Consider the following 23757-nt stretch of genomic DNA (forward strand, 5'->3'; position numbering starts at 1 on the left):
GTAATTTGCCAGATTCGATGCATTCTACACATCGAACCCGGTAAAACCTAGATATTCGTGGGGGTGCGGATCATGGATGGAGGCAAACCGACTTGCAAAACGATCGGCAGATAATCTTGCCGGTCACTTAGTTTTTTCGCCTTAAATCGCGCAAACATGAAACCAGCACCAGCGCCAACCAATGCGCCTAACGCAGCCCATGCATCAGAATGCATAAATGACTGCCCCACACCACCGCCGACGATAAGGCCGAGCAGCGGAGTGAGATAGACTAACACCGCAGAACGCAGCAGATTGGCTTCAGTAATACCAATCTCGACCTTTTGGCCGGGTTCTAACGGTTGCGCAATTTCAACCTGAAGCTGATGCTGCGACTGAGGATTGATTTTATTCAACACCGCCGTACCACAGGTATTTTTCGCCCCGCAGGAACCACAACCTGAGCGCTGTTCACAGTTTAGCGTAGCGATGCCCTGTTGCCAGGATGCCACCGTTGCCCATTCGCGCATCATGATTTACGACCATTGAGCGTGATGCTGTTTGCCACGCGTTTAGCCGTAGACGGTGGTAGCTCACCCACGACGGTGATATCGGTATTATTACGCGTTTCGGTGTGAATAGTACGACGACCTTGGCGTAAGAATTGCTCGCTCACCGCAGCACCCGCAGCGGCGCTGCTGATATTGACAGAAAAACTGAACAACCCATCGCTATACAAACGTGATTCAACCGGCTCAGTAAGTGAAGGCAAGGTACGACGATTACGCGACACTTCCTTGAAACCCTGCGGAAGCCAAGAGGCTTGCCAGCTAAAGTTAACTTTATCCGTTGCAGGTAATTTCAGCAAAGGAGGCAGCGTGAGCTGAGCTAGGCTTGCCATTGCCGTACTAACCTGATCGCCAACCGTAAAGGAGATCACGCGAAATTGTTCTAACGTTTCGCCATCACGATCTAACAGATCGACCCGCAAAGGTAATTTCGAACTCTCATCAATCCATACGATATAGCTAAAGCGCAAACCATCACGCGATACAATGCGGATCACCTCACACGGGCGATCGGCAACGCGGGTTCTACCGACGGAGATAAAGTTGTAATACTGACTCAGCTGTTTGATATCGGAGAAAATTATCGATGGCAACGCATCAACAATGTGATCGCCGTTGAGCGTAAATGGCTCAAGCCCAGGCTCAAAATAGCTGATTTCATTGCCACGCAGTAAAACCTCACGGCGCGGGCCATCCATCTGCAAGAGCTGGGATAACAACTGATTGTTATAAATGGCATGACGATAGCGTAACGATTCAATCCCCTGCTTGGTGATATTGATATACGCTAACTCATAATTGAGTGACTGACTGGCACCGTTCATTTGTTGCAACATCGCCTCAGACGAATCTTGCGCTGAGGCGATGTTAGAAACAAATAGGCTACCAGCGAATACGCTGATGGCGAACCAAAGTTGCTTCATTACTGCTGCTGAGTTCCTAATGACAGAGTTCCTGGCACCTGAACTGACGCCTGAGTATTACCGTTGTCCATTTGCAACTGCTCAGTATGCAGACGGCGTTGCAGCTCATAATCCTGCAAAATCGCATTAATGCGTTTACGCTGCTGCTGAACCTGCTGCTGTCCATTGGCGTTGCTGCTTTCATTCGGAACACCAAAACTCACCGGAGAAGCTTGGCCGCCCATCGGTAGCGTGTTGAATGCCGGAGCATCTGAATCACTTGCGCCACCGACTGGCTGATTATACTGCTGCACCCCAACCAGCACGGCGAGAGAAACACAGGCCGCAATACCGATTTGGGTGATTTGGCTGGCCCAAGGACGAACCTTGCTCCAGAACGGCATATCTTTCCAGCTGTGTGGCTGAGGCTGGGATTCGGGAATTGCATTGGGAACCAAGCGAACTGGTTCATCATCAAGCGCCGCGGCAATGCGATCGGAGATATCAAAATCGATAGCGTCGCTCACGTCACCGCGCAGGGTGTCACGTATCAGGTGATAGCTCTTCCACGTTTGTTGAAGCGCATCGTCTTTACCCAGTGAACCAAGCAGTTCACTGTCCAGCACTTCACCATCCATCAGAGCCGAAAGTTGTTCTTTCTGCATGCCTAAATACCCTTCCTGTGCCCGCATAATTAACGCTGTATCAGCGGTTGAACTTTATTATCGATCGCTTCCCTCGCCCGGAAAATACGAGAACGCACGGTTCCAACCGGACAATCCATAATGGCCGCTATCTCTTCGTAGCTTAAACCATCTAATTCTCTGAGGGTGATTGCCATACGCAAATCCTCAGGAAGAGACTCTATGGTTCGAAAAACAATCTGCTTCAGTTCATCTGACAACATTAAGTTCTCAGGGTTCGAAATTTCTTTCAATGCACCCGCACTTTCGAAATTTTCTGCCTCACTGGCATCAACATCGCTTGATGGCGGACGTCGCCCCTGAGCAACCAGGTAATTTTTTGCTGTGTTTACAGCAATACGATAAAGCCAGGTGTAAAAAGCACTCTCGCCGCGGAAAGACTCCAACGCACGATAGGCTTTGATAAACGATTCCTGCACTACATCAGGAACATCGCCTGATGGTACGTAACGGGATACGAGACTCGCAACTTTATGCTGATAGCGAACTACCAGTAAGTTAAAAGCCTTCTTATCTCCTTTCTGGACTCGCTCGACCAGCACCTGATCCGTTAACTGCTCGCTCATCCGAGGTAATCTCTCCTCAAATCTCTCTCCACGCATGAAAAAAATAGTACTGCCAGTTGTCTCAATCGATCCTGAGCAAGCACTAGCTTAGAGTTCATACGTACTAAAAAGTTCCGTACGATGCTGTTTTTATATTCGTTGTTCATTAACCGTGCATTTACACGTTGGCATAGGCTAACATGATTTTCACTTTTCAGCTGCACACACCACAACCTATGCAACCAAATTCAGAGCATTTTAACGATGTATTGATTATCGGTAGCGGAGCTGCCGGACTTTCACTCGCCTTACGTCTTGCCGATCACTGCAAAGTGACCGTATTGAGCAAAGGCCCCTTTAATGAGGGTGCCACGTTTTATGCCCAAGGCGGTATTGCCGCGGTCTTTGATGAAACCGACAGCATTGAATCTCACGTGCAGGATACCCTGATCGCGGGTGCTGGGCTGTGTGATCCTTCAGCGGTTGAATTTATTGCTCGTAACGCAAAGGATTGCGTGCAGTGGCTCATCGACCAAGGCGTTCTGTTTGATACCGAAATGAGCCCCGCTGGCGAATCTCGCTACCATCTCACTCGCGAGGGCGGCCATAGCCACCGACGGATCCTGCATAGCGCAGATGCCACGGGTAAAGAAGTAGAGACCACTTTGGTACAGAAAGCAAATGCGCACCCTAACATCCGCGTTTGCGAGCGATACAACGCCGTCGACCTGATTACGTCCAAAAAAATCGGCTTGCCGGGCACCCAACGCGTGGTTGGCGCCTATGTCTGGAACCGCGAGCTCGAACGCGTTGAAACTCTGCGTGCTCGCACCGTGGTATTAGCCACCGGCGGAGCTGCAAAAGTTTATCAGTACACCACAAACCCAGATATCTCTTCCGGCGACGGCATTGCTATGGCGTGGCGCGCCGGATGCCGTATTGCCAACTTAGAGTTTAATCAATTCCACCCCACCTGCTTGTATCATCCGCAGGCGAGAAATTTTCTCTTAACCGAAGCCTTGCGTGGCGAAGGGGCATTCCTCAAACGCCCTGACGGCTCGCGGTTTATGCCAGACTTTGACAAACGCGGCGAACTGGCGCCGCGTGATATCGTCGCTCGCGCCATTGACCACGAAATGAAGCGCCTTGGTGCAGACTGCATGTATTTGGATATCAGCCATAAACCGGCAGATTTCATCATGCAGCACTTCCCAATGATCTATGAAAAACTGATGGATTTAGGCTTAGATCTCACCAAAGAGCCGATCCCTATCGTCCCTGCCGCGCACTACACCTGCGGCGGCGTGATGGTCGATCATCAAGGAAGAACTGATTTAGAAGGATTGTATGCCATCGGTGAGGTCAGCTACACCGGCCTGCACGGAGCCAACCGAATGGCGTCAAACTCACTGTTAGAATGCGTGGTATATGCATGGTCGGCATCGCAAGATATTCTGCAACGCCTACCGCAAACCAGCCTTGCACCGCGTCTACCCGAATGGGATGACAGCCGAGTTTATAACTCAGATGAGCGCGTAGTGATCCAGCATAACTGGCACGAACTGCGTTTATTTATGTGGGACTACGTGGGTATAGTGCGAACCACCAAACGCTTGGAACGCGCGCTGCGCCGCATCCAAATGCTTCAGCAGGAAATCGACGAGTATTACGCCAACTTCCGTATTTCTAACAATTTGTTAGAACTGAGAAACTTGGTGCAGGTTGCTGAGCTCATTGTGCGCTGCGCGATGGAACGCAAAGAGAGCCGTGGCCTGCATTACACGCTGGATTATCCAGACCTTTTAGAGAATTCGCAGCCAACGATTTTGCAGCCTTAGCAAATCATCAACTTTAGCGGCAATGCCGTAGAAACCAAAAAGGCCCTATTGGGCCTTTTTCACATCATCAAACTCAGAAAAAAAGATAAAACGCTTTGGTTAATTCGCGGAAATCGTTCGAGTAAACCTTGTTCTCATCACGAATAATCAATCGGTCTGACTGCTGTGACGCAGGTTCCACGCCAAATAACATCAGCGCACGATGCGCAGCCCTATGGGCAAACTCCGTAACTTCCGTGTGCTGCAATAAAAACCATCCCTCGCGTGCCGCCAGTTCAATAAAATCAACGCTGATATCGCAAGGCAGAACTACCGCCATTTTTCCCTTATTAGAAGCTAACGTGCGCGCATGTTTGAGCAACGTTTGATGGCTAAGTTCAGAAGTATAACGGGCGGTGCCTCGGCTCGCGTTACGGCATTCCACGCCGGGCTGATAATAAGGTGGATTAGTGATTATCAGGTCATAACGTGAGGGCGTCTGTGCGGCAAAAGATTGCAGTGCGCAGTGATGTAGCGCCATTCTGCTCGCCCATGGCGACTGCGCGAAATTTTCCGTCGCCTGCAACGCAGCATTATCATCGAGTTCAACCGCATCAATTTGCACTGAATCTGTGGTACGCTGCGCCAACATTAACGCTAAAAGGCCGCTACCGCTGCCGATATCCAGTATCTTTCCAGTGATATCGCTGACATCTGCCCATGCGCCCAGCAAAATACTGTCTGTACCAACCTTCATCTCACAGCGATCGTGAGCAACAAAAAATTGCTTAAATGTGAATCCGTTACGACGTAATGGCGCTGATTCTGATGGGCATTGAACCACGGTAACTCCTTATTTTTGGCCGCATAGCATAAAATATCCGCATAAATTCGCCAAGGTTGGATCGGAGTAAACATGCTAATTCCCCCGCTTTAATGGGTGAACATCTGCTCCAACCCGTCTATAATCGGCGCCCCAAGTAGAGGTAGACCATGACAGCAAGCAATTTTTCCGAACTCGAACTCGATGAACGCCTACTCGACGCATTGCGCGATAAAGGCTATGACCGCCCGACAGCTATCCAAGCTGCCGCCATTCCTCCGGCAATGGACGGTCGCGACGTTCTGGGCTCCGCGCCTACCGGAACCGGGAAAACCGTCGCCTATTTGCTGCCAGTGTTGCAGCACCTGCTCGACTTCCCGCGCAAGAAATCCGGCCCACCGCGTATTTTGGTGTTGACCCCAACGCGTGAACTGGCAATGCAGGTTGCCGAGCAAGCCATTGAATTGGCAAAACACACAAATTTAGACATTGCGACCATCACCGGTGGCGTTGCCTATATGAACCACGCTGAAGTCTTCAGCGAAAATCAGGACATCGTGGTCGCAACCACCGGCCGTCTGCTGCAATACATTAAAGAAGAAAACTTCGATTGCCGCGCGGTTGAAACCCTGATCCTTGATGAAGCAGACCGCATGCTAGACATGGGCTTTGCACAAGATATCGAAACTATCGCGGCAGAAACTCGCTGGCGCAAACAGACCATGCTGTTCTCGGCAACGCTGGAAGGCGATGCCATTAAAGAGTTCTCTGAGCGTCTGTTGCAGGAGCCGGTTGAAATTGAAGCCGACCCATCGCGCCGCGAACGTAAAAAGATCCAGCAATGGTACTATCGCGCCGATACTCTTGAGCATAAAACCAAGCTGCTGTGCCACCTGCTGAAAGAGCCAGAAGTCACCAAATCCGTGATCTTCGTGCGCAAACGTGAACGTGTTCATGAACTGGTAGGTTGGTTGCGCGAAGCGGGCATCAACACCTGCTATCTAGAAGGCGAAATGGTACAGGCCAAACGTAACGAAGCCATGAAGCGTATGCTCGATGGTCGCGTAAACGTTCTGGTTGCTACCGACGTTGCAGCGCGTGGTTTGGATATCCCTGATATCAGCCACGTGTTCAACTTCGACATGCCGCGCACCGCAGATACCTATCTGCACCGTATTGGCCGTACAGGCCGTGCGGGTCGCAAAGGTATCGCAATTTCGCTGGTTGAAGCACACGACCATTTGCTGTTAGGCAAAATCAGTCGCTACGTTGAAGAGCAGATTAAGTCACGCGTCGTTGACGAGTTGCGCCCAACAACCAAAACGCCTAGCGAAAAGAACAAAGGTAAGCCGTCTAAAAAGACGCTGCTCAAACGCCAAGAGAAAAAGGCTGAAGAGAAGAAAGATAAAAAGGTAAAAGTGCGCCATCGCGACAGCAAAAATGTCGGGAAACGCCGCAAGCCGAAAGAAGCTGAACAGTCGACCAAGGCTGAAGAATAAATCAGCACTCAAATAAAAAAACCGCCTTTATTGGCGGTTTTTTTTCATCCTAAGCTGAGGGAATATCCCACTCAGCGAAAAAATCGCACAGCATCGAGATATTTTCATTTTGCGTTCCATACACTTAGCTTACTTAGCGCCATCTCACTCTAATTCTATGAAATGGAATGATAATAATACCAATTATGAGATGGTTACTCATGATGACATTTTGCACCGCTCAGTAAAAATCTCTTCACTATCAGACGTAAAAAAGGAGCCTTTCGGCTCCTTTTTGCTATTTCTTTATGCCTTTAGCCTAAAATTACAGGCTTTCGGTAAAGGTACGTGCAATAACGTCACGCTGCTGTTCTGGAGTCAGTGAGTTGAAACGCACTGCGTAGCCAGAAACACGAATAGTCAGCTGTGGATATTTTTCTGGGTGCTTAACAGCATCTTCCAGAGTTTCACGGCGCAGAACGTTAACGTTCAGGTGCTGACCACCTTCCACGCGTACCGTTGGTTTAATATCCAAAGGAACTTCGCGATATTCAATTTTGCCCAGTTCGCTTACTGCAACGATCTGGTCTTCTGCGTAGCCTGCTTTTGCACATACACAACGAGCTTCGTTTTTATCTGTATCGAGCAGCCAGAAAGAGTTCATCAGGTCTGCATTATCAGCTTTAGTGATCTGAATACCTTGAATCATTTGTTGCCTCCGTCAATAGAGCAAAAAAATCTGGGATTAATTTCTTAGTTTACGGCCTTAACTTCGGCCATTTGGTAAAACCAATGTTGCCTTGATGTTTTATATACCAGTATAGAGTGGGGTTTTCTTTGATTTAAATCAATTTTTTAAAGGTGCCAATTTTACCAATTTGGGCAAATTTATGTTTTACATCAAATTTACCCCTCTCAAGATGCTTTTTCTATTTTTGTAAATTTTCAAAAATAATTTAATTTACGTACAAAAAAACATCACTTTTGACTGTCTTCTGAAATGGCTAAATTTTCATCACGGTTTAAATTTATCGTCTGAAACGGTAAGCTACGGCTAAATAATTTCCGTATAAACAAAGAGGAAGTGCAGATGACTTCTCCACTAAACTGGCACGACGTCATCGGTGCCGAGAAAGAAAAACCCTACTTTCACGACACGCTCGCTTTTGTTGCCGCAGAGCGCCAAGCCGGTAAGACCATTTATCCACCGCAGAAAGACGTGTTTAATGCCTTCCGTTTCACGGAATTTAACGATGTAAAAGTCGTGATCTTAGGCCAAGACCCCTATCATGGTCCCAATCAGGCTCACGGCCTATCCTTCTCGGTGCGTCCAGGCATCCCAGCGCCGCCTTCGCTGATGAATATGTATAAAGAACTCAAAACCGATATCGAAGGTTTCGAAATACCTCAGCATGGCTATCTAAAAAGCTGGGCTGAACAAGGCGTTCTACTACTTAATACGGTATTAACCGTTGAGCGCGGCCAAGCGCATTCACACGCTAAACTCGGCTGGGAAACGTTCACCGACAAAGTGGTCGCTGCGCTAAATGAACATCGCTCAGGGATTGTCTTCCTACTATGGGGTGCACACGCGCAAAAGAAAGGCAGCATTATTGATACCCAGCGCCACCGAGTTTTAAAAGCGCCGCATCCTTCACCGCTGTCAGCACACCGCGGCTTTTTAGGCTGCCACCACTTCTCACAAACCAATCAGTTATTGATTGAGCAAGGTTTCGCGCCTATTGATTGGCAGCCACGTTTGCCGGAGAACGGCAGCGAAGAGTAAATTTCAGACGAAAAAAAACCAGTCGAACGACTGGTTTTTTATTTTCAGGAAAGACGTCAGGATCACGCTTTCGCTTTAGATACCGCAACCATCGCTGGACGAATCAAACGACCGTTCAAGGTATAACCTTTCTGCATAACCATCATGACGTGGTTAGGCTCGTGTTGTTCAGATTCCATTAGCGTCATCGCCTGATGCACTTCTGGATTAAACGGAACGTTCACCTCACCCACCTGCTCTACGCCGAATTTACGCACCACATCCAGCATGGATTTCAGCGTTAATTCGATACCTTCAATCATAGAGGTCAGTTCTGGGTTAGATTTATCAGCCAGATCCAGCGCACGCTCCAGATTATCAATCACTGGCAGCAGTTCGTTAGAGAACTTTTCTAAAGCGAACTTATGCGCTTTTTCAACGTCTTGCTCAGCACGACGGCGAATATTATCCGCTTCTGCACGGGCACGCATGACAGAATCACGCTCACGCTGAGCGGCTTCCTGCAACTGAGCTTCTAATTCGGCAATACGCTCATCGCGCGTATCAACGACGTCCGCCGCATCGACCTGAGCCTGTTCGTGCTGCTCTTGTCCGTTTTCCATTTCTTGTGAGGCTTGCTCATTCGACATGTTCTGTTCTTTACTACTCATGAAATTCTCCGCGGTTTGGCATTAATCTCGCTACTTGGCTTATTATGGGGATGAAAGCTGGCGATTCAAGAGAACCGCGCATAATGAGAGCCATTAAATTGCGCTCGGTAGGAAAACCACCGTATGAATAAAAAATTTGAATGTATCGGTCTGGTCGGTCACCCGCGTCATCCTGCCGCGCTGGCCACGCACGAAATGCTATTTCACTGGCTTGTAAGCAAAGGCTATCCAGTGATTGTTGAGCATCAAATTGCGCACGATCTAAAACTTGAAAACGCCGAAACAGGCAGTTTGGCGGATATAGGCCAAAAAGCCGATCTCGCCGTTGTGGTTGGCGGCGATGGAAATATGCTCGGCGCAGCCCGCATTCTGGCGCGTTATGATATCAAAGTGATCGGCGTAAACCGTGGAAATCTTGGTTTTCTTACCGACTTAGATCCCGATAATGCCAAACAACAGCTCTCAGACGTTCTCGACGGCGAATATTTTAGCGAACAACGTTTTTTACTTGAAGTGCAAGTTTGCCGCGAACAACAGCAAAGACGCATGAGTACCGCCATCAATGAAGTGGTTCTGCATCCAGGCAAAGTCGCTCATATGATTGAATTTGAAGTTTATATCAATGAAAACTTTGCATTCTCTCAGCGTTCCGATGGGCTGATTATTTCCACGCCGACGGGGTCTACCGCATATTCATTATCTGCCGGAGGGCCTATCCTAACGCCGACACTGGATGCCATTGCGCTGGTTCCGATGTTTCCGCATACCCTCTCAGCTCGCCCGCTGGTGATTGATAGCAATAGCAAAATTCATCTAAGGTTTAGCCATTTCAGTAACGATTTGGAAATCAGCTGCGACAGCCAGATTGCGCTGCCGATCCAGCAAGGTGAAGAAGTCATGATTCAGCGAAGTCAATTTCACCTAAACCTTATTCACCCTAAAGACTACAACTATTTCAATACATTAAGCACGAAACTAGGATGGTCGAAAAAACTTTTCTGAAGAGAATAATTTTTTGCGTTAGCTACTTTACTGTATAAAAAACCAGTTTATACTGTAGTTAAATACAGTTATGTGATTCCGTACAGGGGAATTTCGAATGCTGACGCAGCTGACCATTTCTAATTTTGCTATTGTTCGTGAACTTGAAATTGACTTCCAGCGTGGAATGACCGCCATCACCGGCGAAACAGGCGCCGGTAAGTCGATTGCTATCGATGCGCTAGGTTTATGCCTTGGAGGGCGCTCAGAAGCCGCTATGGTGCGTTTAAATACGCCCAGGGCCGATATCTGCGCACGCTTCTCTCTGGCTGACACACCGTCTGCACGCCAGTGGCTTGAACAAAATCAGTTAGATGACAGCAATGAGTGCCTGCTACGACGCGTCATTAGCGCCGACGGGCGCTCTCGCGGATTTATCAATGGCACTGCGGTTCCTCTTTCACAGCTACGCGAACTCGGCCAACATCTGATTCAGATTCATGGTCAGCATGCGCACCAGCTGTTGCTCAAGTCAGAGCACCAAAAACAGCTGCTCGATGCCTATAGCAACCAATCTGAACTGTTGGCAGAAATGCAAGCCGCCTATCGCCAATGGCACCACAGCTGCCGTCTGTTGGCTCATCATCAAAAGCAGGTTGCCGAACGTGAGTCGCGCAAACAGCTACTGCAATATCAGCTCAAGGAACTCAATGAATTTGCTCCCCAACCCGGAGAGTATGAGCAGATCGATGAAGAGTATAAGCGCCAAGCCAATAGCGGTCAGCTTCTGACCATCAGCCAGCGTGCATTAAACATGCTGTCTGACGCCGACGATGGCAATATTCTCAGCCTATTGCACAGTGCAAAACAAAACGTGTCTGAGCTGATTAGCTATGACAGTCAGTTTTCACCTCTGCTAGATATGTTGGAGGAAGCTTCAATCCAAATATCAGAAGCCAGCAATGAGCTACGCCACTACGGCGATACGATTGATATGGATCCTGCTCGGCTTTATGAATTAGAACAACGGATATCTCGCCAAATTGCGCTAGCACGTAAACACCATGTTACGCCGGAAGAGCTGCCTCAGTTTTATCAGCAGCTTTTAGACGAGCAGCAGTCGCTCAGCCAGCAGGAAAACGACCAAGAACAGCTGGCAGAGAACGTGCATAAACACCATGAATACGCACTTTCGCTCGCGCAACAGTTGCATCAACAGCGAGTAAGTTTCGCGCTAGAGCTTTCTCAGCTCATTACACACAGTATGCATGAACTCTCTATGCCTCATGGCCAGTTTGCAATTGATGTTAATTTCATGCCAGAAGCACTCACCGCAGATGGCGCAGACCGCATTGAATTTAGCGTAACCACCAACCCTGGCCAACCACTCCAAGCGTTGGCTAAAGTGGCTTCCGGTGGTGAGCTCTCACGTATTGCGCTAGCGATTCAAGTCATCACCGCCCAGAAAATGGATACGCCTGCGCTTATTTTTGATGAAGTGGACGTGGGGATCAGCGGGCCGACTGCCGCTATCGTTGGAAAAATGCTGCGCCAACTTGGCGAGTCAACACAGGTTATGTGTGTCACCCATTTGCCTCAGGTCGCCGGATGTGGACATCAGCATTTTTATGTCAGCAAGCACACCGATGGTTCTGAAACTGAAACAACCATGCAATCACTGGATAAAAAAGCGCGTTTGCAAGAGCTGGCGCGGTTGTTAGGGGGAAGTGAAGTCACGCGCAATACGCTGGCAAATGCAAAAGAACTACTTGCCGCATAAAAAACATCAACTTTTTTTGATTCCTGAGGTCATATTGGGGTCTGTTGAGGTTTCCAACTGTTGCAAGGTCGATTATCATCGGCAACCTATGTCCAAAAGGAATGAGATTACTATGCGTTGTAAAATGCTGACTGCCGCTGCTGTGGTTATGGTTACGCTAACCGCAGGCTGTTCAACCTTTGAAAAAGTGGTATACCGTCCTGACATCAATCAGGGAAACTACCTGACTGCTGCTGACGTAGCCAAAATTCACAGAGGGATGACGCAGCAACAAGTCGCCTACACGCTAGGTACACCAATGCTGCAAGATCCGTTTGGAACCAGCACATGGTTCTACGTGTTCCGCCAACAGCCAGGGCATGAGGCAGTGTCTCAAGAGACGCTGACCCTAACCTTTGATGGTAGTGGCCTTCTGACCGGAATTGAAAACACCAAGAAGCTTCCTGAAAGCAAAGAAGACTGATCGACGCCGTGAATACGGTAGGTGTTCGATACCCTAAAAAATAAGGCGCCTACGCGCCTTATTTTTTTGCCCGTTCAGCACGTAAACGACGTAGCTCTTTAGGGTCGGCAAGCAATGGACGGTAGATTTCTACCCTATCACCTTCATGCACCTTATCTGATAATTTGACCGTGCGGCTGTAAATCCCAACCTTGTTTTTCGTCAGGTCGATCTCAGTACGCAATGCTAGCAAGCCAGATTGCTGAATCGCCTGCTCAACATTGGCCCCTTCAGATAATTTAATGCGACGAAGATATTGGCGCTCAGGCAAGGCATATACCACCTCCACATTGATATCAGGCACTGTAGACCTCTTTCGCTCGTGAAGTAAAAGCCTGAACCATATTCCCCGCCAGCTCTTTAAACACTTTGCCAAACGCCAGTTCAACCAGCTTATTAGTAAACTCAAAGTCGAGATGCAGCTCAACTTTACACGCATCATCGCTTAAGGGGATAAAGTGCCAGCCCCCTAGTAACTTGCGGAATGGTCCATCCACAAGCTGCATTTTAATGCTGCTGCTATCAGCCAGCGTATTATGAGTCGTAAACGTTTTGCTTATCCCTGCTTTTGAGACATCAACAGCAGCTGTCATCGAGTTTGGTCCTGATTCTAAAACACGACTTCCTACGCAACCGGGCAAAAACGCCGGATAAGCAGAAACATCGTTGACCAATTGGTACATTTGCTTGGCGCTAAACGGCACCAAAGCAGAACGGCTAATCTGTGGCATATCAATTCCTGAGTAACATAAAACGCACAAATAATACCATTTATCTGTGGACAGAGAGAAACGCGTTAAGCACACTGAGCTAATGTATTAAAAAACAACGACAGCTTAGGGTGAAAGGATGTTCATCCCATGACTGGTTCAGTATAATGGCAGCACTATGACAAAGAAAAAAGCACACAAACCCGGTTCAGCAACGATTGCTATGAACAAACGCGCTCGCCACGAATACTTCATCGAAGAAGAGATCGAGGCGGGGTTGGCGCTGCAAGGTTGGGAGGTTAAGTCGCTAAGGGCAGGTAAAGCCAACATCGCCGATAGCTACGTAACTTTCCGCGATGGCGAAGCATACCTCTTTGGTGCCACTATTCAGCCACTTAATGTGGCATCTACGCACGTGGTATGCGACCCAACACGTACCCGCAAACTGCTACTGAAAAAGCGTGAATTAGAAACGCTGTTCGGAAAAGTTAGCCGAGATGGTTTTACCGTTGTCGCGCTGTCTCTTTACTGGAAAAATGCTTGGTCCAAAGTCAAAATTGGGCTCGCAAAAGGTAAAAAAGAGCATGACAAGCGCGATGATATCAAAGATCGTGAGTGGAAATTAGACAAAGCACGTATCATGAAGAACTCAAACCGCTAAGCTACTGGCTTTGCGGATATATTTTCTGATATAATGCACGATAGTACTTGGGGCTGATTCTGGATTCGACGGGATTTGCGAAGCCCAAGGAGCATGCCGAGGGCGGTTTGCCTCGTAAAAAGCCGCAAAAAAATAGTCGCAAACGACGAAAACTACGCACTAGCAGCTTAATAACCTGCTCAGAGCCCTCTCTCCCTAGCCTCCGCTCTTAGGACGGGGATCAAGAGAGGTCAAAACCAAAAGAGATCGTGTGGATACCTTGCTTGGGGTTGAAGCATTAAATCTAATCAAGCTAGTTTATTAGTAGCGTGTCTGTCCGCAGCTGGTAGGCGAATGTAAAGACTAGACTAAGCATGTAGTGCCGACGGTGTAGTAATTTCGGACGGGGGTTCAAATCCCCCCAGCTCCACCAAATTCTTAGTTGATGGTTACCAGAGCTATTCAACGAAGTCCTAGAAGCCCGCATAGCGTAAGCCCTGCGGGCTTTTTTGTGCCTTCAATTTGTAAGATGCTGTTTGTGCGCTACAGCCCACTTTTTTACTCAAATTAATAATCTTACGTAATCAATGGAAGTAGGTGACTATCTTCGTTCGATTGCTCCTGCAATACCTATATGGCTAATCCCATATAATCTGGCTCTAGCAATCCAACTCAAAAGTGGCAGCTTTACAACTAAAGATAAGATGTTGAAGCCATACATCAGCATCAACACCGAAAAAAACTAGCCCTTCGTTTTCTTATGTTTATACAGCAACTCATCGGCTATAATTTGTGCATTGCTCAGTGTATCACCCGCTTTCATCTGATAACAGCCATAGGAGAAATTCACAATAGCATCTGTATCGCCCACTTTTAACTTCTGCTTGATTAGGTCGATAGTGACAAAACCACGCTCAATGTCACAATCAATGAGAATAATACAGAATTCATCCCCACCCAGCCGAATACCGTAATCACTCTTTCTTATAGCGGTTTGGATTGCGTCTCCCAATAAAGTGATTGCTTTATCCCCCATGTGATGACCCAGAGTGTCATTGATGGTTTTTAATTTATCGCAATCAAGCGCAATAATAGTGACTGGAGTGTTTTTCTCAGTTAACGACTTTAAACGAGCATCCAGAGTTTGTGTCAGTATTTTTCTATTATATAATCCCGTCATTGAATCCGTTATGTTTTCCAATGAAAGTACTTCGTTCTTAGATATTTGATACTTTAAATATCTACAGAGAGCATATGTTATAAATATATATAAATAAAAAGGAAAGCGTTATTCAAAATAAAATATTGAACATCTAACTTAAGATGAACAGTATAATACCGAGTAATGTCTTTGTCGTAGGTTAAAATACCAAATAATTGTTTATCGGGCTGGTTGAAATTAATCTCTTCAGATGAGTTTCTATCTATAACTGAAAGCGTGAGGTATTTCCATAAGAAAGGACGATCAAACGTATAGAATGCCTTTGCGAGCTCATTGATACTCACATCAGTCACAATTATACCTTTAAGTTTTCCACCGAAAAACAAAGGTGTGATCATGCTAATTATTTTTCACCGGTATAACCATCATTATATATATGCGATGTAATACTTTGTCCATCATGCAAACTCCCCAATGCTTCATCATCAATTTTGATGCTTCTGGCATTGTTATCTACATCAATAAACTCTCCATTATAGCGCAACCAGTTATTGAATATATATTGAGAGCTATCCACTAACTTATTGATATATATGTATTGATTCTCAAAATCAATATAGTATCTAATGCTATCTTGTACCTTCCAATGGTAATTAGAAAAGCTGTACTCGTGAGAAATGGCTTCTTCTTGACTATTAAACTTCGCAAGATACTTTATGTCTCTTGCCCAATCTTCGCAGGATGCATTTTTAGTTTGTAGTGTCCCAGCTAGTTTTGGATATTTATGCCCAGTCAAATTTAAACCATAAATATCATTTATGCTCTCCATCTTGTTACAGATACTTAGCACATTTGAATCTGTTCTTTTATTTTTATACTCGGAAATTGAAAACGACTTTATTAAATTCAGTGCTATTTTTTGATTTATATATTCTTCAGCAAAGATAGCAGATCGGCCTTTATCTACCGTATAGCCCAGATAATTTTTTAAGCCTTGGTAGTCATTCCATAAAAAGAATGCCAGAACCATCGTTGTTAATGACATAGTAATAAAAATTCCCTTTTTATAACTTTTTGTCAGCAACATATTAAAACCCCTTGAGATTATTCTACAAACAATGCAATTTTGTACATATTAACAGCCATCTACAATATATTAGCAATGATACGAAATTTAATCTCTTTAATAGTGAATTTGTTATATGAGCATAGCGATTTCTTTTGCTTTTGATGGCTTAATAAACACAATCATAACGAGGCTATACTTATAGCATGCATATTATTGTGCTTTTCACTGGTCTTTATTGTCGTGGCACGCGTTTAATTCGTCCAAACATCGATAGGCATGCAGAGGATTAAATCTCACCTATTGAATAAAAAATACGCCTAGCGCTAGGTTTCCCCCTTTTCATCGTATCGCTATTCATTGTAATCATTACTGTTTTCTCTTGAAATACGATTAAAAAAGGTTAGTGTACCTGTGTTCACTCACGTTTCAGTCGTTCGATGTTCTCTGTCTTTGCACTTCTAGGAAGGTTCCTTTGTCCAGTCCCACGTTAAAACAGCGCAGCCTCGCCCTCTTTGTTTTCTTTTTCTTACCCGGCGTATCAATGGCGTCATGGGTGACCAGAACTCCCGCAATACGAGACAAACTTGGTGCATCCACCGCAGAAATGGGGCTTGTTCTTTTTGGCCTGTCGGTTGGGTCAATGGCTGGTATTCTCTGCTCGGGCTATTTAGTACAACGCTTTAGTACTAAACCGGTTATTGCTGCTGGGACTGGCTTAGTTATCGCCGGTATTTTACTGGTTGCCCTCGGAGCCTTTTTCTCATCGGCTATTGTCGTTTCATCTGGGCTGTGCCTGTTTGGCGCCGGTATGGGCTCGGCCGAAATAGCCATTAACGTCGAGGGAGCCGACGTAGAACGCATATCTCATCGCCCTCTTCTTCCTATGCTACACGGCTGTTTTAGCTTAGGAACACTGGTTGGTGCGGGTATTGGCAACGGGCTTACCTCAGTAAATTTCCCCATTCAGTGGCACCTTTTATTAATCGGCGTTATTTGCGTTCCTGCAACGTTATGGGCATTAAAATCTGTACCGAAGGGAAATGGTCTGCATTCTGTTGAGGATGCACAAGATGGAAATCAACCCACACGGACTAAAACAAATGTTTGGCGAGATAAGCGCCTGTTGCTTATTGGCCTCATCGTCCTTGCCATGGCACTGGCCGAAGGTTCAGCTAACGACTGGTTGCCGTTATTAATGGTAGACGGCCATGGTTTTAGCCCTACTTCAGGCTCGTTAATTTATACAGGTTTTGCCTTAGGGATGACGGTTGGGCGCTTTTGTGGCGGATATTTCCTGCGTCGCTTTGGTCGCGTAAATGTGGTTCGAGGCAGCGCTATCTTCGGCGTCATCGGTTTAGGGTTAATCATTTTCGCTGAAAATACGTTTTTAGTCAGCGCTTCGGTTTTATTCTGGGGCGTAGGTGCTTCACTTGGCTTCCCTCTTACACTGTCAGCCGCCAGTGATATAGGACCAAACCCTGCGGCTCGTGTTAGCGCTGTAGCAACCACGGGCTACATTGCATTTTTGGTTGGGCCACCATTGCTAGGCTTTTTAGGCGAACATTTGGGATTGCGCTCCGCCATGATTGTAGTGTTGGCATTAGTCGCTTTTGCAATTTGGTTAGCACCCGCCGTTGGCGAACCACCTAAATCAGAAGCATGATAGCTCAAGTTCTCATCCGTCTATTTTTAGCCGGATGAGAACTTGATTCCATAATATTTATCGCGTTGCACATCATCCCCATTCTGTTTGGCATCCCTCTCTCATTCTCTTTCTTCTCCATTTGTTGGCATGTTTTAACGCGATATGCTGGCCATTGAACTGGCGTAACGCATCGGAAACGCTATTCCGATCAGGCGCCAATAACGACACTTAGCCTAATGGCATATTCAGGAGTGAGTCATGAAAGACTCGACCATACAGATCCTACAAAACAGCATGTCATGCCTGCATCAGGTGATTAAAATAAATACACAAATTGGGCTCCACGGCAATTTTCTCGATGTGCTGGCATTAAGTTTTAATCTGTTAAATATGAGCAACAATGAATTAATCCAGCTTCAGCAAAGACAAGACGCACTGTCATGCCACTCTGTGGGTTTAGTCATCCAACAATGCAGCGCCCTGTTATGGATGGTGCTTGAATATGCGAGCACGCAGATGGAACAAGCTAGCGTTGATACGCTGGCCGATATATATCTACATACGCATTATCTCGCTCGGTCAATATCTGGCATGTCGCCCACGACATAAGCAAAACTCCAGCCACATCATGGCTGGAGTTTATATTTGAACATGCTTATCTATTTGACTCTTAGGGCTTATAAAAACAGTGCCCAAATAAAACAGATAATAAAAAGTACCAAAGCAGCAGCAGGGATCCAAAAAGCCTGATCGGACGTTTTCATCACGTTTTTTCTTAAACTCATTTATTTCACCATGCCTTGATGAACACTCAATCTCTGCGGCAGCAGGTAATTATGAATAAACCTTACTGAGACATAGCCAATCACTAGCGTTGCAATCACGGCTTCTACCGTCGCCATCATATGCAGTTGACGCGCATACTCCGCGGCTTGTGGGTAACTGCTCACTAGGTTGGCCATTTTATAAAGTGCAGTAGCACCAATCGCCATTGGGAACGTAAAAGCGGCATAACCAGGGCTAAACGGCAATCGCATTAAACGGAAGAAGGCACAATAAATAACAATGGTCATCAGCAATGCTATGCCAAGTAATACTGCACAAATCAGCAATGAAGGCTCTTTGACAACGCTCAGGTAACCCGCCAATGACAAACTAGCAGGTGCAGCCATAATGGCTATCGTTGGTTTTGCCACATCGGGCACTTCAGCACGAAACATAAAGCGGTAGATCATCATTGGCAGCATCAGCAAATAACTCACCATTCCTATTGCCAATAGAATCAATGCAAACTCTGTATAAGCCTCACCTGGGCAAGTCACATCAGCCACAATAATGCCCACCGGCGGCACAAACCAGCTCGGAACTAAATGATGCAGCTTAGGTTCTTTCGCTCGGTGATAAATGAAAAGCGACAGCGAGGCCAGATGAACAATAACAGCCCCCAGCCAAAGCACCTGGCCCGCCGTCGGCATATAGTTACCCAACGCCTTAGAAACCACCATTGCAGCCATTGCAAAGGTGGGAACAATGCTTCCCACCACCGGATGTTTAAGATCTTGAGTCAGCGTATCTGGGTGAAAAATAAAGCGAACAGCCAGCACAGCAAGCAATAGCCCAGCAATCAATGCGCCCACGTTTTGCCCTACACTGTGAAGCGGCAAAGCATTCTCTAAACACCATCCCAAGCTAGCAATCCCCAGCGCTAAACCCGCTACGGGAGTTGGCAATCCTCGAACCTTATGATGTAGGTATCTCAACATGTCATCACCTCGATTTTTTTCATTTTTCTGCAGTAAAAACTATAGCCATCCGCTATCATTTAAAAAATCGAGTTATTTTTTACATCAGGTTTAGAGAAACTAAACGATGAACATTACCTTCAAACAGCTTTCCGTCTTTGTCGCCATCGTCCGCAGCGGCAGCATGACACTCGCCGCAGAAACTCTCTTTATGACAAAAGGAGCCATCTCACAGACATTGGCTGAACTAGAGAGTCAGCTAGGAGTACGGCTCTTTGACCGACAACATGCACGCTTATATATCAATCATGAAGGGCAAAAGTTGCTGCCTGTTGCCGACGAACTTTTGTCTCGAATGCAGGGGGTCGAGCAGTTATTCGGAGAAAATAGCCAAGATACCCAGCTAAAGGTGGGCTGTACCAAAACTATCGGCAGCTATCTTCTACCTGACATGCTAAAGGGATTTGAAGAACATCAGGGCTGGTTGCCACAATGTAATATCGCCAACACACAAAAAATCAGCACTATGGTCAGCCATTTTGAAATTGATGTCGCTTTACTGGAAGGGCCCGCCAGCGAACCCAACCTTATTTGCGAGCCATGGCTAGAGGATGAAATGGTAGTCATCGCCGGTAAAAACCACCCGCTCGCCAAACAAGAAACGGTTTCATATCAGGTACTGAGTCAAGAACGCTGGCTCCTACGCGAGCCAGGATCCAGCAGCCGTGCCTTCTTTGATAATCAGTTGGCTCTGCATTTAAACAATCCACAAATCGCCCTTTCACTGAACGCTTTTGACGCCATTCTGTCTTGCGTTGCTCATCACTTAGGCATCACTTTCATTTCAAAACGAATGCTACAGCATTCATTTTATGCAGGGCATTTTGCGCAATTGCATACCGAGGATCGGTTTATGCGGAGGTTCACTCTCTGCTACCACAAAAACAAGTTTATCTCGCCAACATTAGCAAGCTGGCTAAGCTTCAGTCACTCATGGACCCAGTCTTAGATAACGTGGTTGGTCATACTCAAGCGACAGCAAGCCTGCCTAATAAACATAACAACCTGTTTTTAAATGAAAATATTTCCAAAAGAGAGAAACTTAGGCGCTAGCGACATTTAATAGCTTTTTATGCTAAAAAACATGAACAAATCAGAAAATTTGGTCGCATTATAAATATAAGATCGCTCATACGATAAATTACCTCGCATTTTATTTCACATCGCAAAGTTGGTTTTTACCTGCATATGAATACGTTACCCTTACTGCGCTCAAAATATCTCCCAACGTCATTTGAGCTGCGTTAAGCCAAGGAGATAAATTCCGTTTTATGTGGTAACGAGTTAATAAAATGAAAATACGCCTTTGCGACGTAAAATTATTTCTTTTGGGAGTTTTGCTCTCTATTAATGGCTCTGCGTTTGCAGCTTTAGCCCCGGTGAGTGGCGGTCAGGCAAAAGATGACTCCAAAAGCACCCTATACATTCGCGGTAATATATTTGAACCCGCCGCCTGTAAAATTAACCAAAACAATAACCTCGATGTGGATTTCAAGCGCATCGCACTGAAGAAAATCGACGGAATTGCTTTTGCCAGCGTAACCCCAGTCGATATCGTATGCAGTATCACGTCAGGGGCAACCGTACAGTTGGAGTTTCAGGGTACTTCCTCGGGTAAAAACAATTACCTAAAAACAGACCTCGATAATCTGGCCATTGCCCTTTCAGACGATACCACCGGCAAAAATATCGATCTGAATACATTCTTTACCATTCAGAAAACACAGACGATTCAACTACGCGCGGTGCCAACAAAAATATCTGATGCAGTGGAATTAAAAGAAGGCGCATTCAAAGCCACATCCACGCTGATTACACGCTATCTCTGACAGGTGATAAATGAAACACGCTTTATTTTCAAAACTTCATGGAAAACGCCTGCTACCCCTTGCGGGATTATTGTTCGCATCGTTTCATGCTTCTGCTTTCGACTGCGTTGAAAACGGCACCAACGTCGTCGACAAACCCGCTATTGATATTGGCGAGTTAGCGATTCCCGCTAACGTGCCCGATAAAACCAAAGTATGGGAATCCAACCCTATTACGGTTACCGCATTCTGTAACAATAACGTTAATTCAAATGTAAAAGACTACGTCACATTCTATTTTAACCCAAAATCGATGTCTCTCGGTCAGGGGCTAAAACTTGGGGTGACGTATGAAGGAAAAGATCTCGAGCAAGAAGGTCAAGGTTTACAGGTACCCGGCGGCGGCCCAGTTTATAAACAAGGCTCAGGCACGCCAACCTCTAAGGTCGTAACCGTGACCTTCCGCCTTTATATTCGCGTAGACGGTAAACCGCCAGCTTCAGGACACTATCAGGGAGCCGATCAATTTGTCGTCTTCCAGCTCGATGGAACCGGTGGGATAAACTACCAACCCAATGCTAAAAACCTCAAATACTCTTTATCGGGCTTAACGGGAACGCGTTTTTTAAGCTGCGGTGCACAGATAAAACTCTATCCAGAAAATCAGAATCTCGACTTTGGGGATATTGACCGAACAACCCTCAGCAGCGGTAGCGTACTCTCAAAAGATTTCAGCGTAAAAGCGGTCAAGGAAGGCGGATGTCTAGAAGACTTCTCCTTAACCTCTGAGTTCTCAACGACTGAAACCCTACTTGATAGCACACATATTAATTTAAATAACGGTGTAAAACTCAGTTTTACAGACCAAGATAGCAAAACCGTTGAGTTCAATAAATATACTAATTTCGGCAGTATGAAAGGTATTACAGAGCTGAGTAAAAACTACAAAGCCAATATTCAGGTGATACCAGGTCAAACGATTAAAGCTGGGCCTTTCGTGGCAACGACGATCGTTAAAGTCAATTATTATTAACTCATTTAGAAAAATCCTAATATTTTTATTTTCCTAATTGATATTTAGAGATTAATACGTAGAAACGCAGATGAGGCTGCCCCCATCTGCGCTATTATTAATACACATATTAAATTCATCGATTGATCGTTAGGATTTTTCCATTGCAAAATGCCGCAAAAAATACTCCGTGCATAAATATGCTCAGAGAAATGAAATGCGACAGTCTACCCGCTAAAGGAATAAGCGCAAAAGCTAATAATCAACGATGGGGTCTAGCTCTAAAATTAGCGGGTTGGAATACACCAGCGTAGAGAATTGCTACGGCCAGCTCCTCCTTGATAGCAATTTACCTTACCTTCTCCAACAAGCTGTAATAGCCAGTGGCGCGTAACATAAATACTTTCACCGCTTTCTTCTGCAACCTCTCTGGTTTTTGGCCAACATGATTCAGGAAGATAAGGGTCTGTACTGCGAGTTTCCCCCATCCTAATTGAACATATTTTACCCAGATTCATGTAGATTCTTTCTTTCTTCGTTAATTTATCCATTTCCAACTCCATTGACTCGTTATCGTTGAACGTTATGTGTCTTTGTTGTTGCTACCGCACGTGCGGCAATTCTACCGTCCCTGGCGGATACTTCTCTCATCGTGGATGAGGGTCCAAAATCAATTCCATCAAAGCGCGACAGTATGAATTAGTTTCTCGTGCAAACGACGTTTATTATTCAACTCAACCGCCGGGGTATTTAAATAAAAAAGACGGCGACGACCAGAGACATATGTGAGCCTTTCTTCGTAGAGTTTCATCAAAGTCAAAAGCTCTGCATCGCTGTTCAAATTAAACTTATGCATAACAGAACGTTTATGGCTGCTAACGGTTTTAATATTTAAAGAAAGTATCCATGCAATGCGCTCAACGCTAAAACCTAAGCATATATAGCGAACTACCTTTTCTTCTTGAGGAGAAAAATAGAGCGCTTGGCACTCTTGGCAGTTACGAACTCTCTCTTCTTCAAACTGCACATGCTTCCATGCCTGCAAAACCTTTAGGCTCAACGCATTCAGCGCTTCTCTACGGCTAACAAAAAGCACACTTTTCAAACAATCAGGTAACCGAGACAGCGGTGGTTGCGCGGCTTCACTACATACCGCAATCAACAGCGAGTTCGCCTTACGATGTAACAACTCATGATGACAAACTTGAGCACCACCATTTTGAAATATCTTTACTACAATATCGGATGCAGCCAGGTTCTCTTGACTGGTTTCGAGTAATTCAAGCGTTCCATAATCACTTGAGGAAAAGTTTTTCTTTATAAAATGCCACAGACCTTCACGGTAGAATGCATTATCATCATCAATCAAAACTCTAATCATCTTGTCACCCGG

General features: G+C 46.0%; 27 protein-coding genes and 1 other RNA gene. 13 read left to right on the forward strand and 15 right to left on the reverse strand.

What is annotated here, in order from left to right:
• Nucleotides 1-47: 47 nt before the first annotated feature.
• Genes rseC through rpoE form a run of 4 tightly spaced genes read right to left on the reverse strand, consistent with a single transcriptional unit; the run spans nucleotide 48 to nucleotide 2720 of the window.
• Nucleotides 48-512, reverse strand: coding sequence for a SoxR-reducing system protein RseC (gene rseC, locus DSM2777_RS20560; protein ID WP_061555035.1), 465 nt, complete (start codon nucleotides 510-512; stop codon nucleotides 48-50).
• Nucleotides 509-1471 (reverse strand): sigma-E factor regulatory protein RseB, encoded by a 963-nt coding sequence (gene rseB, locus DSM2777_RS20565; protein WP_046459940.1) that lies wholly within the window; start codon nucleotides 1469-1471, stop codon nucleotides 509-511. The genes rseC and rseB overlap by 4 nt, the downstream gene beginning before the upstream one ends.
• On the reverse strand, nucleotides 1471-2115 hold the full coding sequence (rseA, locus tag DSM2777_RS20570; RefSeq protein ID WP_025800528.1) for an anti-sigma-E factor RseA: 645 nt from the start codon (nucleotides 2113-2115) through the stop codon (nucleotides 1471-1473). The genes rseB and rseA overlap by 1 nt, the downstream gene beginning before the upstream one ends.
• A 29-nt stretch (nucleotides 2116-2144) precedes the next feature.
• Complete coding sequence (gene rpoE / locus DSM2777_RS20575) at nucleotides 2145-2720, reverse strand: RNA polymerase sigma factor RpoE (RefSeq protein WP_008812634.1); 576 nt, start codon at nucleotides 2718-2720, stop codon at nucleotides 2145-2147.
• Between the two features lie 215 nt (nucleotides 2721-2935).
• On the opposite strand from rpoE, the gene nadB reads away from it, so the two are divergent.
• Nucleotides 2936-4537, forward strand: coding sequence for an L-aspartate oxidase (nadB, locus tag DSM2777_RS20580; RefSeq protein ID WP_174521860.1), 1602 nt, complete (start codon nucleotides 2936-2938; stop codon nucleotides 4535-4537).
• A gap of 73 nt (nucleotides 4538-4610) precedes the next feature.
• Here the strand turns inward: nadB and DSM2777_RS20585 are convergent, their stop codons facing one another.
• Nucleotides 4611-5273 (reverse strand): tRNA1(Val) (adenine(37)-N6)-methyltransferase, encoded by a 663-nt coding sequence (locus DSM2777_RS20585; RefSeq protein WP_082790930.1) that lies wholly within the window; start codon nucleotides 5271-5273, stop codon nucleotides 4611-4613.
• Nucleotides 5274-5509: 236 nt separating this feature from the next.
• Between DSM2777_RS20585 and srmB the strand changes: the two genes are divergently transcribed.
• Nucleotides 5510-6838: an ATP-dependent RNA helicase SrmB gene (gene srmB, locus DSM2777_RS20590; protein ID WP_061555038.1), complete on the forward strand. Its 1329-nt coding sequence runs from the start codon at nucleotides 5510-5512 to the stop codon at nucleotides 6836-6838.
• Between the two features lie 304 nt (nucleotides 6839-7142).
• Here the strand turns inward: srmB and grcA are convergent, their stop codons facing one another.
• Nucleotides 7143-7526 carry an autonomous glycyl radical cofactor GrcA gene (gene grcA / locus DSM2777_RS20595; RefSeq protein WP_025800524.1) on the reverse strand — a complete coding sequence of 128 codons (384 nt, stop codon included), beginning with the start codon at nucleotides 7524-7526 and terminating at the stop codon, nucleotides 7143-7145.
• Between the two features lie 381 nt (nucleotides 7527-7907).
• On the opposite strand from grcA, the gene ung reads away from it, so the two are divergent.
• On the forward strand, nucleotides 7908-8603 hold the full coding sequence (gene ung / locus DSM2777_RS20600; RefSeq protein ID WP_046459935.1) for a uracil-DNA glycosylase: 696 nt from the start codon (nucleotides 7908-7910) through the stop codon (nucleotides 8601-8603).
• Nucleotides 8604-8665: 62 nt separating this feature from the next.
• Here the strand turns inward: ung and grpE are convergent, their stop codons facing one another.
• Entirely contained in the window at nucleotides 8666-9253 is a 588-nt protein-coding gene (gene grpE, locus DSM2777_RS20605; protein WP_025800522.1) for a nucleotide exchange factor GrpE, read from the reverse strand.
• A 123-nt stretch (nucleotides 9254-9376) separates the two neighbouring features.
• Between grpE and nadK the strand changes: the two genes are divergently transcribed.
• The 3 genes from nadK to bamE all read left to right on the forward strand — a co-directional run bounded on the left by nadK (nucleotide 9377) and on the right by bamE (nucleotide 12477).
• Nucleotides 9377-10255, forward strand: a complete 879-nt coding sequence (gene nadK / locus DSM2777_RS20610; RefSeq protein ID WP_025800521.1) for an NAD(+) kinase — start codon at nucleotides 9377-9379, stop codon at nucleotides 10253-10255.
• A 97-nt stretch (nucleotides 10256-10352) separates the two neighbouring features.
• The gene (gene recN / locus DSM2777_RS20615) at nucleotides 10353-12014 is read left to right on the forward strand and encodes a DNA repair protein RecN (protein WP_061555039.1); all 1662 of its coding nucleotides are present in this window, start codon (nucleotides 10353-10355) and stop codon (nucleotides 12012-12014) included.
• A 112-nt stretch (nucleotides 12015-12126) separates the two neighbouring features.
• Entirely contained in the window at nucleotides 12127-12477 is a 351-nt protein-coding gene (gene bamE / locus DSM2777_RS20620) for an outer membrane protein assembly factor BamE (protein ID WP_040046809.1), read from the forward strand.
• 58 nt (nucleotides 12478-12535) lie between these two features.
• On the opposite strand, the gene DSM2777_RS20625 is transcribed toward bamE, so the two are convergent.
• The gene (locus DSM2777_RS20625) at nucleotides 12536-12820 is read right to left on the reverse strand and encodes an RnfH family protein (RefSeq protein WP_025800518.1); all 285 of its coding nucleotides are present in this window, start codon (nucleotides 12818-12820) and stop codon (nucleotides 12536-12538) included.
• Nucleotides 12813-13247 (reverse strand): type II toxin-antitoxin system RatA family toxin, encoded by a 435-nt coding sequence (locus tag DSM2777_RS20630; protein ID WP_025800517.1) that lies wholly within the window; start codon nucleotides 13245-13247, stop codon nucleotides 12813-12815. The genes DSM2777_RS20625 and DSM2777_RS20630 overlap by 8 nt, the downstream gene beginning before the upstream one ends.
• Before the next feature lie 157 nt (nucleotides 13248-13404).
• Here DSM2777_RS20630 and smpB point away from each other — a divergent pair, with 157 nt between their 5' ends.
• Both smpB and ssrA read left to right on the forward strand, forming a co-directional pair.
• Complete coding sequence (smpB, locus tag DSM2777_RS20635; RefSeq protein ID WP_025800516.1) at nucleotides 13405-13887, forward strand: SsrA-binding protein SmpB; 483 nt, start codon at nucleotides 13405-13407, stop codon at nucleotides 13885-13887.
• Between the two features lie 49 nt (nucleotides 13888-13936).
• Nucleotides 13937-14299, forward strand: a transfer-messenger RNA (tmRNA) gene (gene ssrA / locus DSM2777_RS20640).
• A 309-nt stretch (nucleotides 14300-14608) separates the two neighbouring features.
• On the opposite strand, the gene DSM2777_RS25045 is transcribed toward ssrA, so the two are convergent.
• The 3 genes from DSM2777_RS25045 to DSM2777_RS25080 form a co-directional block, all read right to left on the reverse strand.
• Nucleotides 14609-15046, reverse strand: coding sequence for a diguanylate cyclase domain-containing protein (locus DSM2777_RS25045; protein ID WP_061555040.1), 438 nt, complete (start codon nucleotides 15044-15046; stop codon nucleotides 14609-14611).
• Nucleotides 15047-15123: 77 nt separating this feature from the next.
• Entirely contained in the window at nucleotides 15124-15426 is a 303-nt protein-coding gene (locus DSM2777_RS25075) for a GAPES1 domain-containing protein (RefSeq protein ID WP_061555041.1), read from the reverse strand.
• 5 nt (nucleotides 15427-15431) lie between these two features.
• Nucleotides 15432-16115 carry a GAPES1 domain-containing protein gene (locus DSM2777_RS25080; protein ID WP_061555042.1) on the reverse strand — a complete coding sequence of 228 codons (684 nt, stop codon included), beginning with the start codon at nucleotides 16113-16115 and terminating at the stop codon, nucleotides 15432-15434.
• A gap of 454 nt (nucleotides 16116-16569) precedes the next feature.
• On the opposite strand from DSM2777_RS25080, the gene DSM2777_RS20660 reads away from it, so the two are divergent.
• On the forward strand, nucleotides 16570-17760 hold the full coding sequence (locus tag DSM2777_RS20660) for an MFS transporter (RefSeq protein WP_061555043.1): 1191 nt from the start codon (nucleotides 16570-16572) through the stop codon (nucleotides 17758-17760).
• Nucleotides 17761-18000: 240 nt separating this feature from the next.
• Entirely contained in the window at nucleotides 18001-18351 is a 351-nt protein-coding gene (locus DSM2777_RS20665) for a hypothetical protein (RefSeq protein ID WP_061555044.1), read from the forward strand.
• Between the two features lie 176 nt (nucleotides 18352-18527).
• Here the strand turns inward: DSM2777_RS20665 and DSM2777_RS20670 are convergent, their stop codons facing one another.
• On the reverse strand, nucleotides 18528-19505 hold the full coding sequence (locus DSM2777_RS20670) for a TDT family transporter (protein ID WP_061555045.1): 978 nt from the start codon (nucleotides 19503-19505) through the stop codon (nucleotides 18528-18530).
• A gap of 106 nt (nucleotides 19506-19611) precedes the next feature.
• On the opposite strand from DSM2777_RS20670, the gene DSM2777_RS20675 reads away from it, so the two are divergent.
• The 3 genes from DSM2777_RS20675 to DSM2777_RS20685 all read left to right on the forward strand — a co-directional run bounded on the left by DSM2777_RS20675 (nucleotide 19612) and on the right by DSM2777_RS20685 (nucleotide 22385).
• Nucleotides 19612-20493 carry a LysR substrate-binding domain-containing protein gene (locus tag DSM2777_RS20675; RefSeq protein ID WP_061555046.1) on the forward strand — a complete coding sequence of 294 codons (882 nt, stop codon included), beginning with the start codon at nucleotides 19612-19614 and terminating at the stop codon, nucleotides 20491-20493.
• Nucleotides 20494-20836: 343 nt separating this feature from the next.
• Nucleotides 20837-21373, forward strand: coding sequence for a fimbrial protein (locus tag DSM2777_RS20680; protein ID WP_061555047.1), 537 nt, complete (start codon nucleotides 20837-20839; stop codon nucleotides 21371-21373).
• A gap of 10 nt (nucleotides 21374-21383) precedes the next feature.
• Nucleotides 21384-22385, forward strand: a complete 1002-nt coding sequence (locus tag DSM2777_RS20685) for a fimbrial protein (RefSeq protein ID WP_061555048.1) — start codon at nucleotides 21384-21386, stop codon at nucleotides 22383-22385.
• A 266-nt stretch (nucleotides 22386-22651) separates the two neighbouring features.
• Here the strand turns inward: DSM2777_RS20685 and DSM2777_RS23955 are convergent, their stop codons facing one another.
• Together DSM2777_RS23955 and DSM2777_RS20690 are read right to left on the reverse strand one after the other, a co-directional pair.
• Complete coding sequence (locus DSM2777_RS23955) at nucleotides 22652-22915, reverse strand: FaeA/PapI family transcriptional regulator (protein WP_071889956.1); 264 nt, start codon at nucleotides 22913-22915, stop codon at nucleotides 22652-22654.
• A gap of 128 nt (nucleotides 22916-23043) precedes the next feature.
• Nucleotides 23044-23745: a LuxR C-terminal-related transcriptional regulator gene (locus DSM2777_RS20690; RefSeq protein WP_046459923.1), complete on the reverse strand. Its 702-nt coding sequence runs from the start codon at nucleotides 23743-23745 to the stop codon at nucleotides 23044-23046.
• Nucleotides 23746-23757 lie beyond the last annotated feature (12 nt).

It is taken from the genome of Obesumbacterium proteus, assembly GCF_001586165.1.
Classification (GTDB): domain Bacteria; phylum Pseudomonadota; class Gammaproteobacteria; order Enterobacterales; family Enterobacteriaceae; genus Hafnia; species Hafnia protea.

Bases quoted from the DNA above. Each gene is read 5' to 3' on its own strand.
- DSM2777_RS25080 (WP_061555042.1), bottom strand. From the start codon at position 16,115: ATGTTGCTGACAAAAAGTTATAAAAAGGGAATTTTTATTACTATGTCA.
- DSM2777_RS25075 (WP_061555041.1), bottom strand. From the start codon at position 15,426: ATGATCACACCTTTGTTTTTCGGTGGAAAACTTAAAGGTATAATTGTG.
- DSM2777_RS25045 (WP_061555040.1), bottom strand. From the start codon at position 15,046: ATGACGGGATTATATAATAGAAAAATACTGACACAAACTCTGGATGCT.
- nadK (WP_025800521.1), top strand. From the start codon at position 9,377: ATGAATAAAAAATTTGAATGTATCGGTCTGGTCGGTCACCCGCGTCAT.
- DSM2777_RS20630 (WP_025800517.1), bottom strand. From the start codon at position 13,247: ATGCCACAGATTAGCCGTTCTGCTTTGGTGCCGTTTAGCGCCAAGCAA.
- nadB (WP_174521860.1), top strand. From the start codon at position 2,936: ATGCAACCAAATTCAGAGCATTTTAACGATGTATTGATTATCGGTAGC.
- DSM2777_RS20665 (WP_061555044.1), top strand. From the start codon at position 18,001: ATGAAAGACTCGACCATACAGATCCTACAAAACAGCATGTCATGCCTG.
- rseA (WP_025800528.1), bottom strand. From the start codon at position 2,115: ATGCAGAAAGAACAACTTTCGGCTCTGATGGATGGTGAAGTGCTGGAC.
- bamE (WP_040046809.1), top strand. From the start codon at position 12,127: ATGCGTTGTAAAATGCTGACTGCCGCTGCTGTGGTTATGGTTACGCTA.
- grcA (WP_025800524.1), bottom strand. From the start codon at position 7,526: ATGATTCAAGGTATTCAGATCACTAAAGCTGATAATGCAGACCTGATG.
- rseC (WP_061555035.1), bottom strand. From the start codon at position 512: ATGATGCGCGAATGGGCAACGGTGGCATCCTGGCAACAGGGCATCGCT.
- rpoE (WP_008812634.1), bottom strand. From the start codon at position 2,720: ATGAGCGAGCAGTTAACGGATCAGGTGCTGGTCGAGCGAGTCCAGAAA.
- DSM2777_RS20680 (WP_061555047.1), top strand. From the start codon at position 20,837: ATGAAAATACGCCTTTGCGACGTAAAATTATTTCTTTTGGGAGTTTTG.
- smpB (WP_025800516.1), top strand. From the start codon at position 13,405: ATGACAAAGAAAAAAGCACACAAACCCGGTTCAGCAACGATTGCTATG.
- ung (WP_046459935.1), top strand. From the start codon at position 7,908: ATGACTTCTCCACTAAACTGGCACGACGTCATCGGTGCCGAGAAAGAA.
- rseB (WP_046459940.1), bottom strand. From the start codon at position 1,471: ATGAAGCAACTTTGGTTCGCCATCAGCGTATTCGCTGGTAGCCTATTT.
- DSM2777_RS20685 (WP_061555048.1), top strand. From the start codon at position 21,384: ATGAAACACGCTTTATTTTCAAAACTTCATGGAAAACGCCTGCTACCC.
- recN (WP_061555039.1), top strand. From the start codon at position 10,353: ATGCTGACGCAGCTGACCATTTCTAATTTTGCTATTGTTCGTGAACTT.
- DSM2777_RS20690 (WP_046459923.1), bottom strand. From the start codon at position 23,745: ATGATTAGAGTTTTGATTGATGATGATAATGCATTCTACCGTGAAGGT.
- DSM2777_RS23955 (WP_071889956.1), bottom strand. From the start codon at position 22,915: ATGGATAAATTAACGAAGAAAGAAAGAATCTACATGAATCTGGGTAAA.
- DSM2777_RS20675 (WP_061555046.1), top strand. From the start codon at position 19,612: ATGAACATTACCTTCAAACAGCTTTCCGTCTTTGTCGCCATCGTCCGC.
- DSM2777_RS20670 (WP_061555045.1), bottom strand. From the start codon at position 19,505: ATGTTGAGATACCTACATCATAAGGTTCGAGGATTGCCAACTCCCGTA.
- DSM2777_RS20585 (WP_082790930.1), bottom strand. From the start codon at position 5,273: ATGAAGGTTGGTACAGACAGTATTTTGCTGGGCGCATGGGCAGATGTC.
- grpE (WP_025800522.1), bottom strand. From the start codon at position 9,253: ATGAGTAGTAAAGAACAGAACATGTCGAATGAGCAAGCCTCACAAGAA.
- srmB (WP_061555038.1), top strand. From the start codon at position 5,510: ATGACAGCAAGCAATTTTTCCGAACTCGAACTCGATGAACGCCTACTC.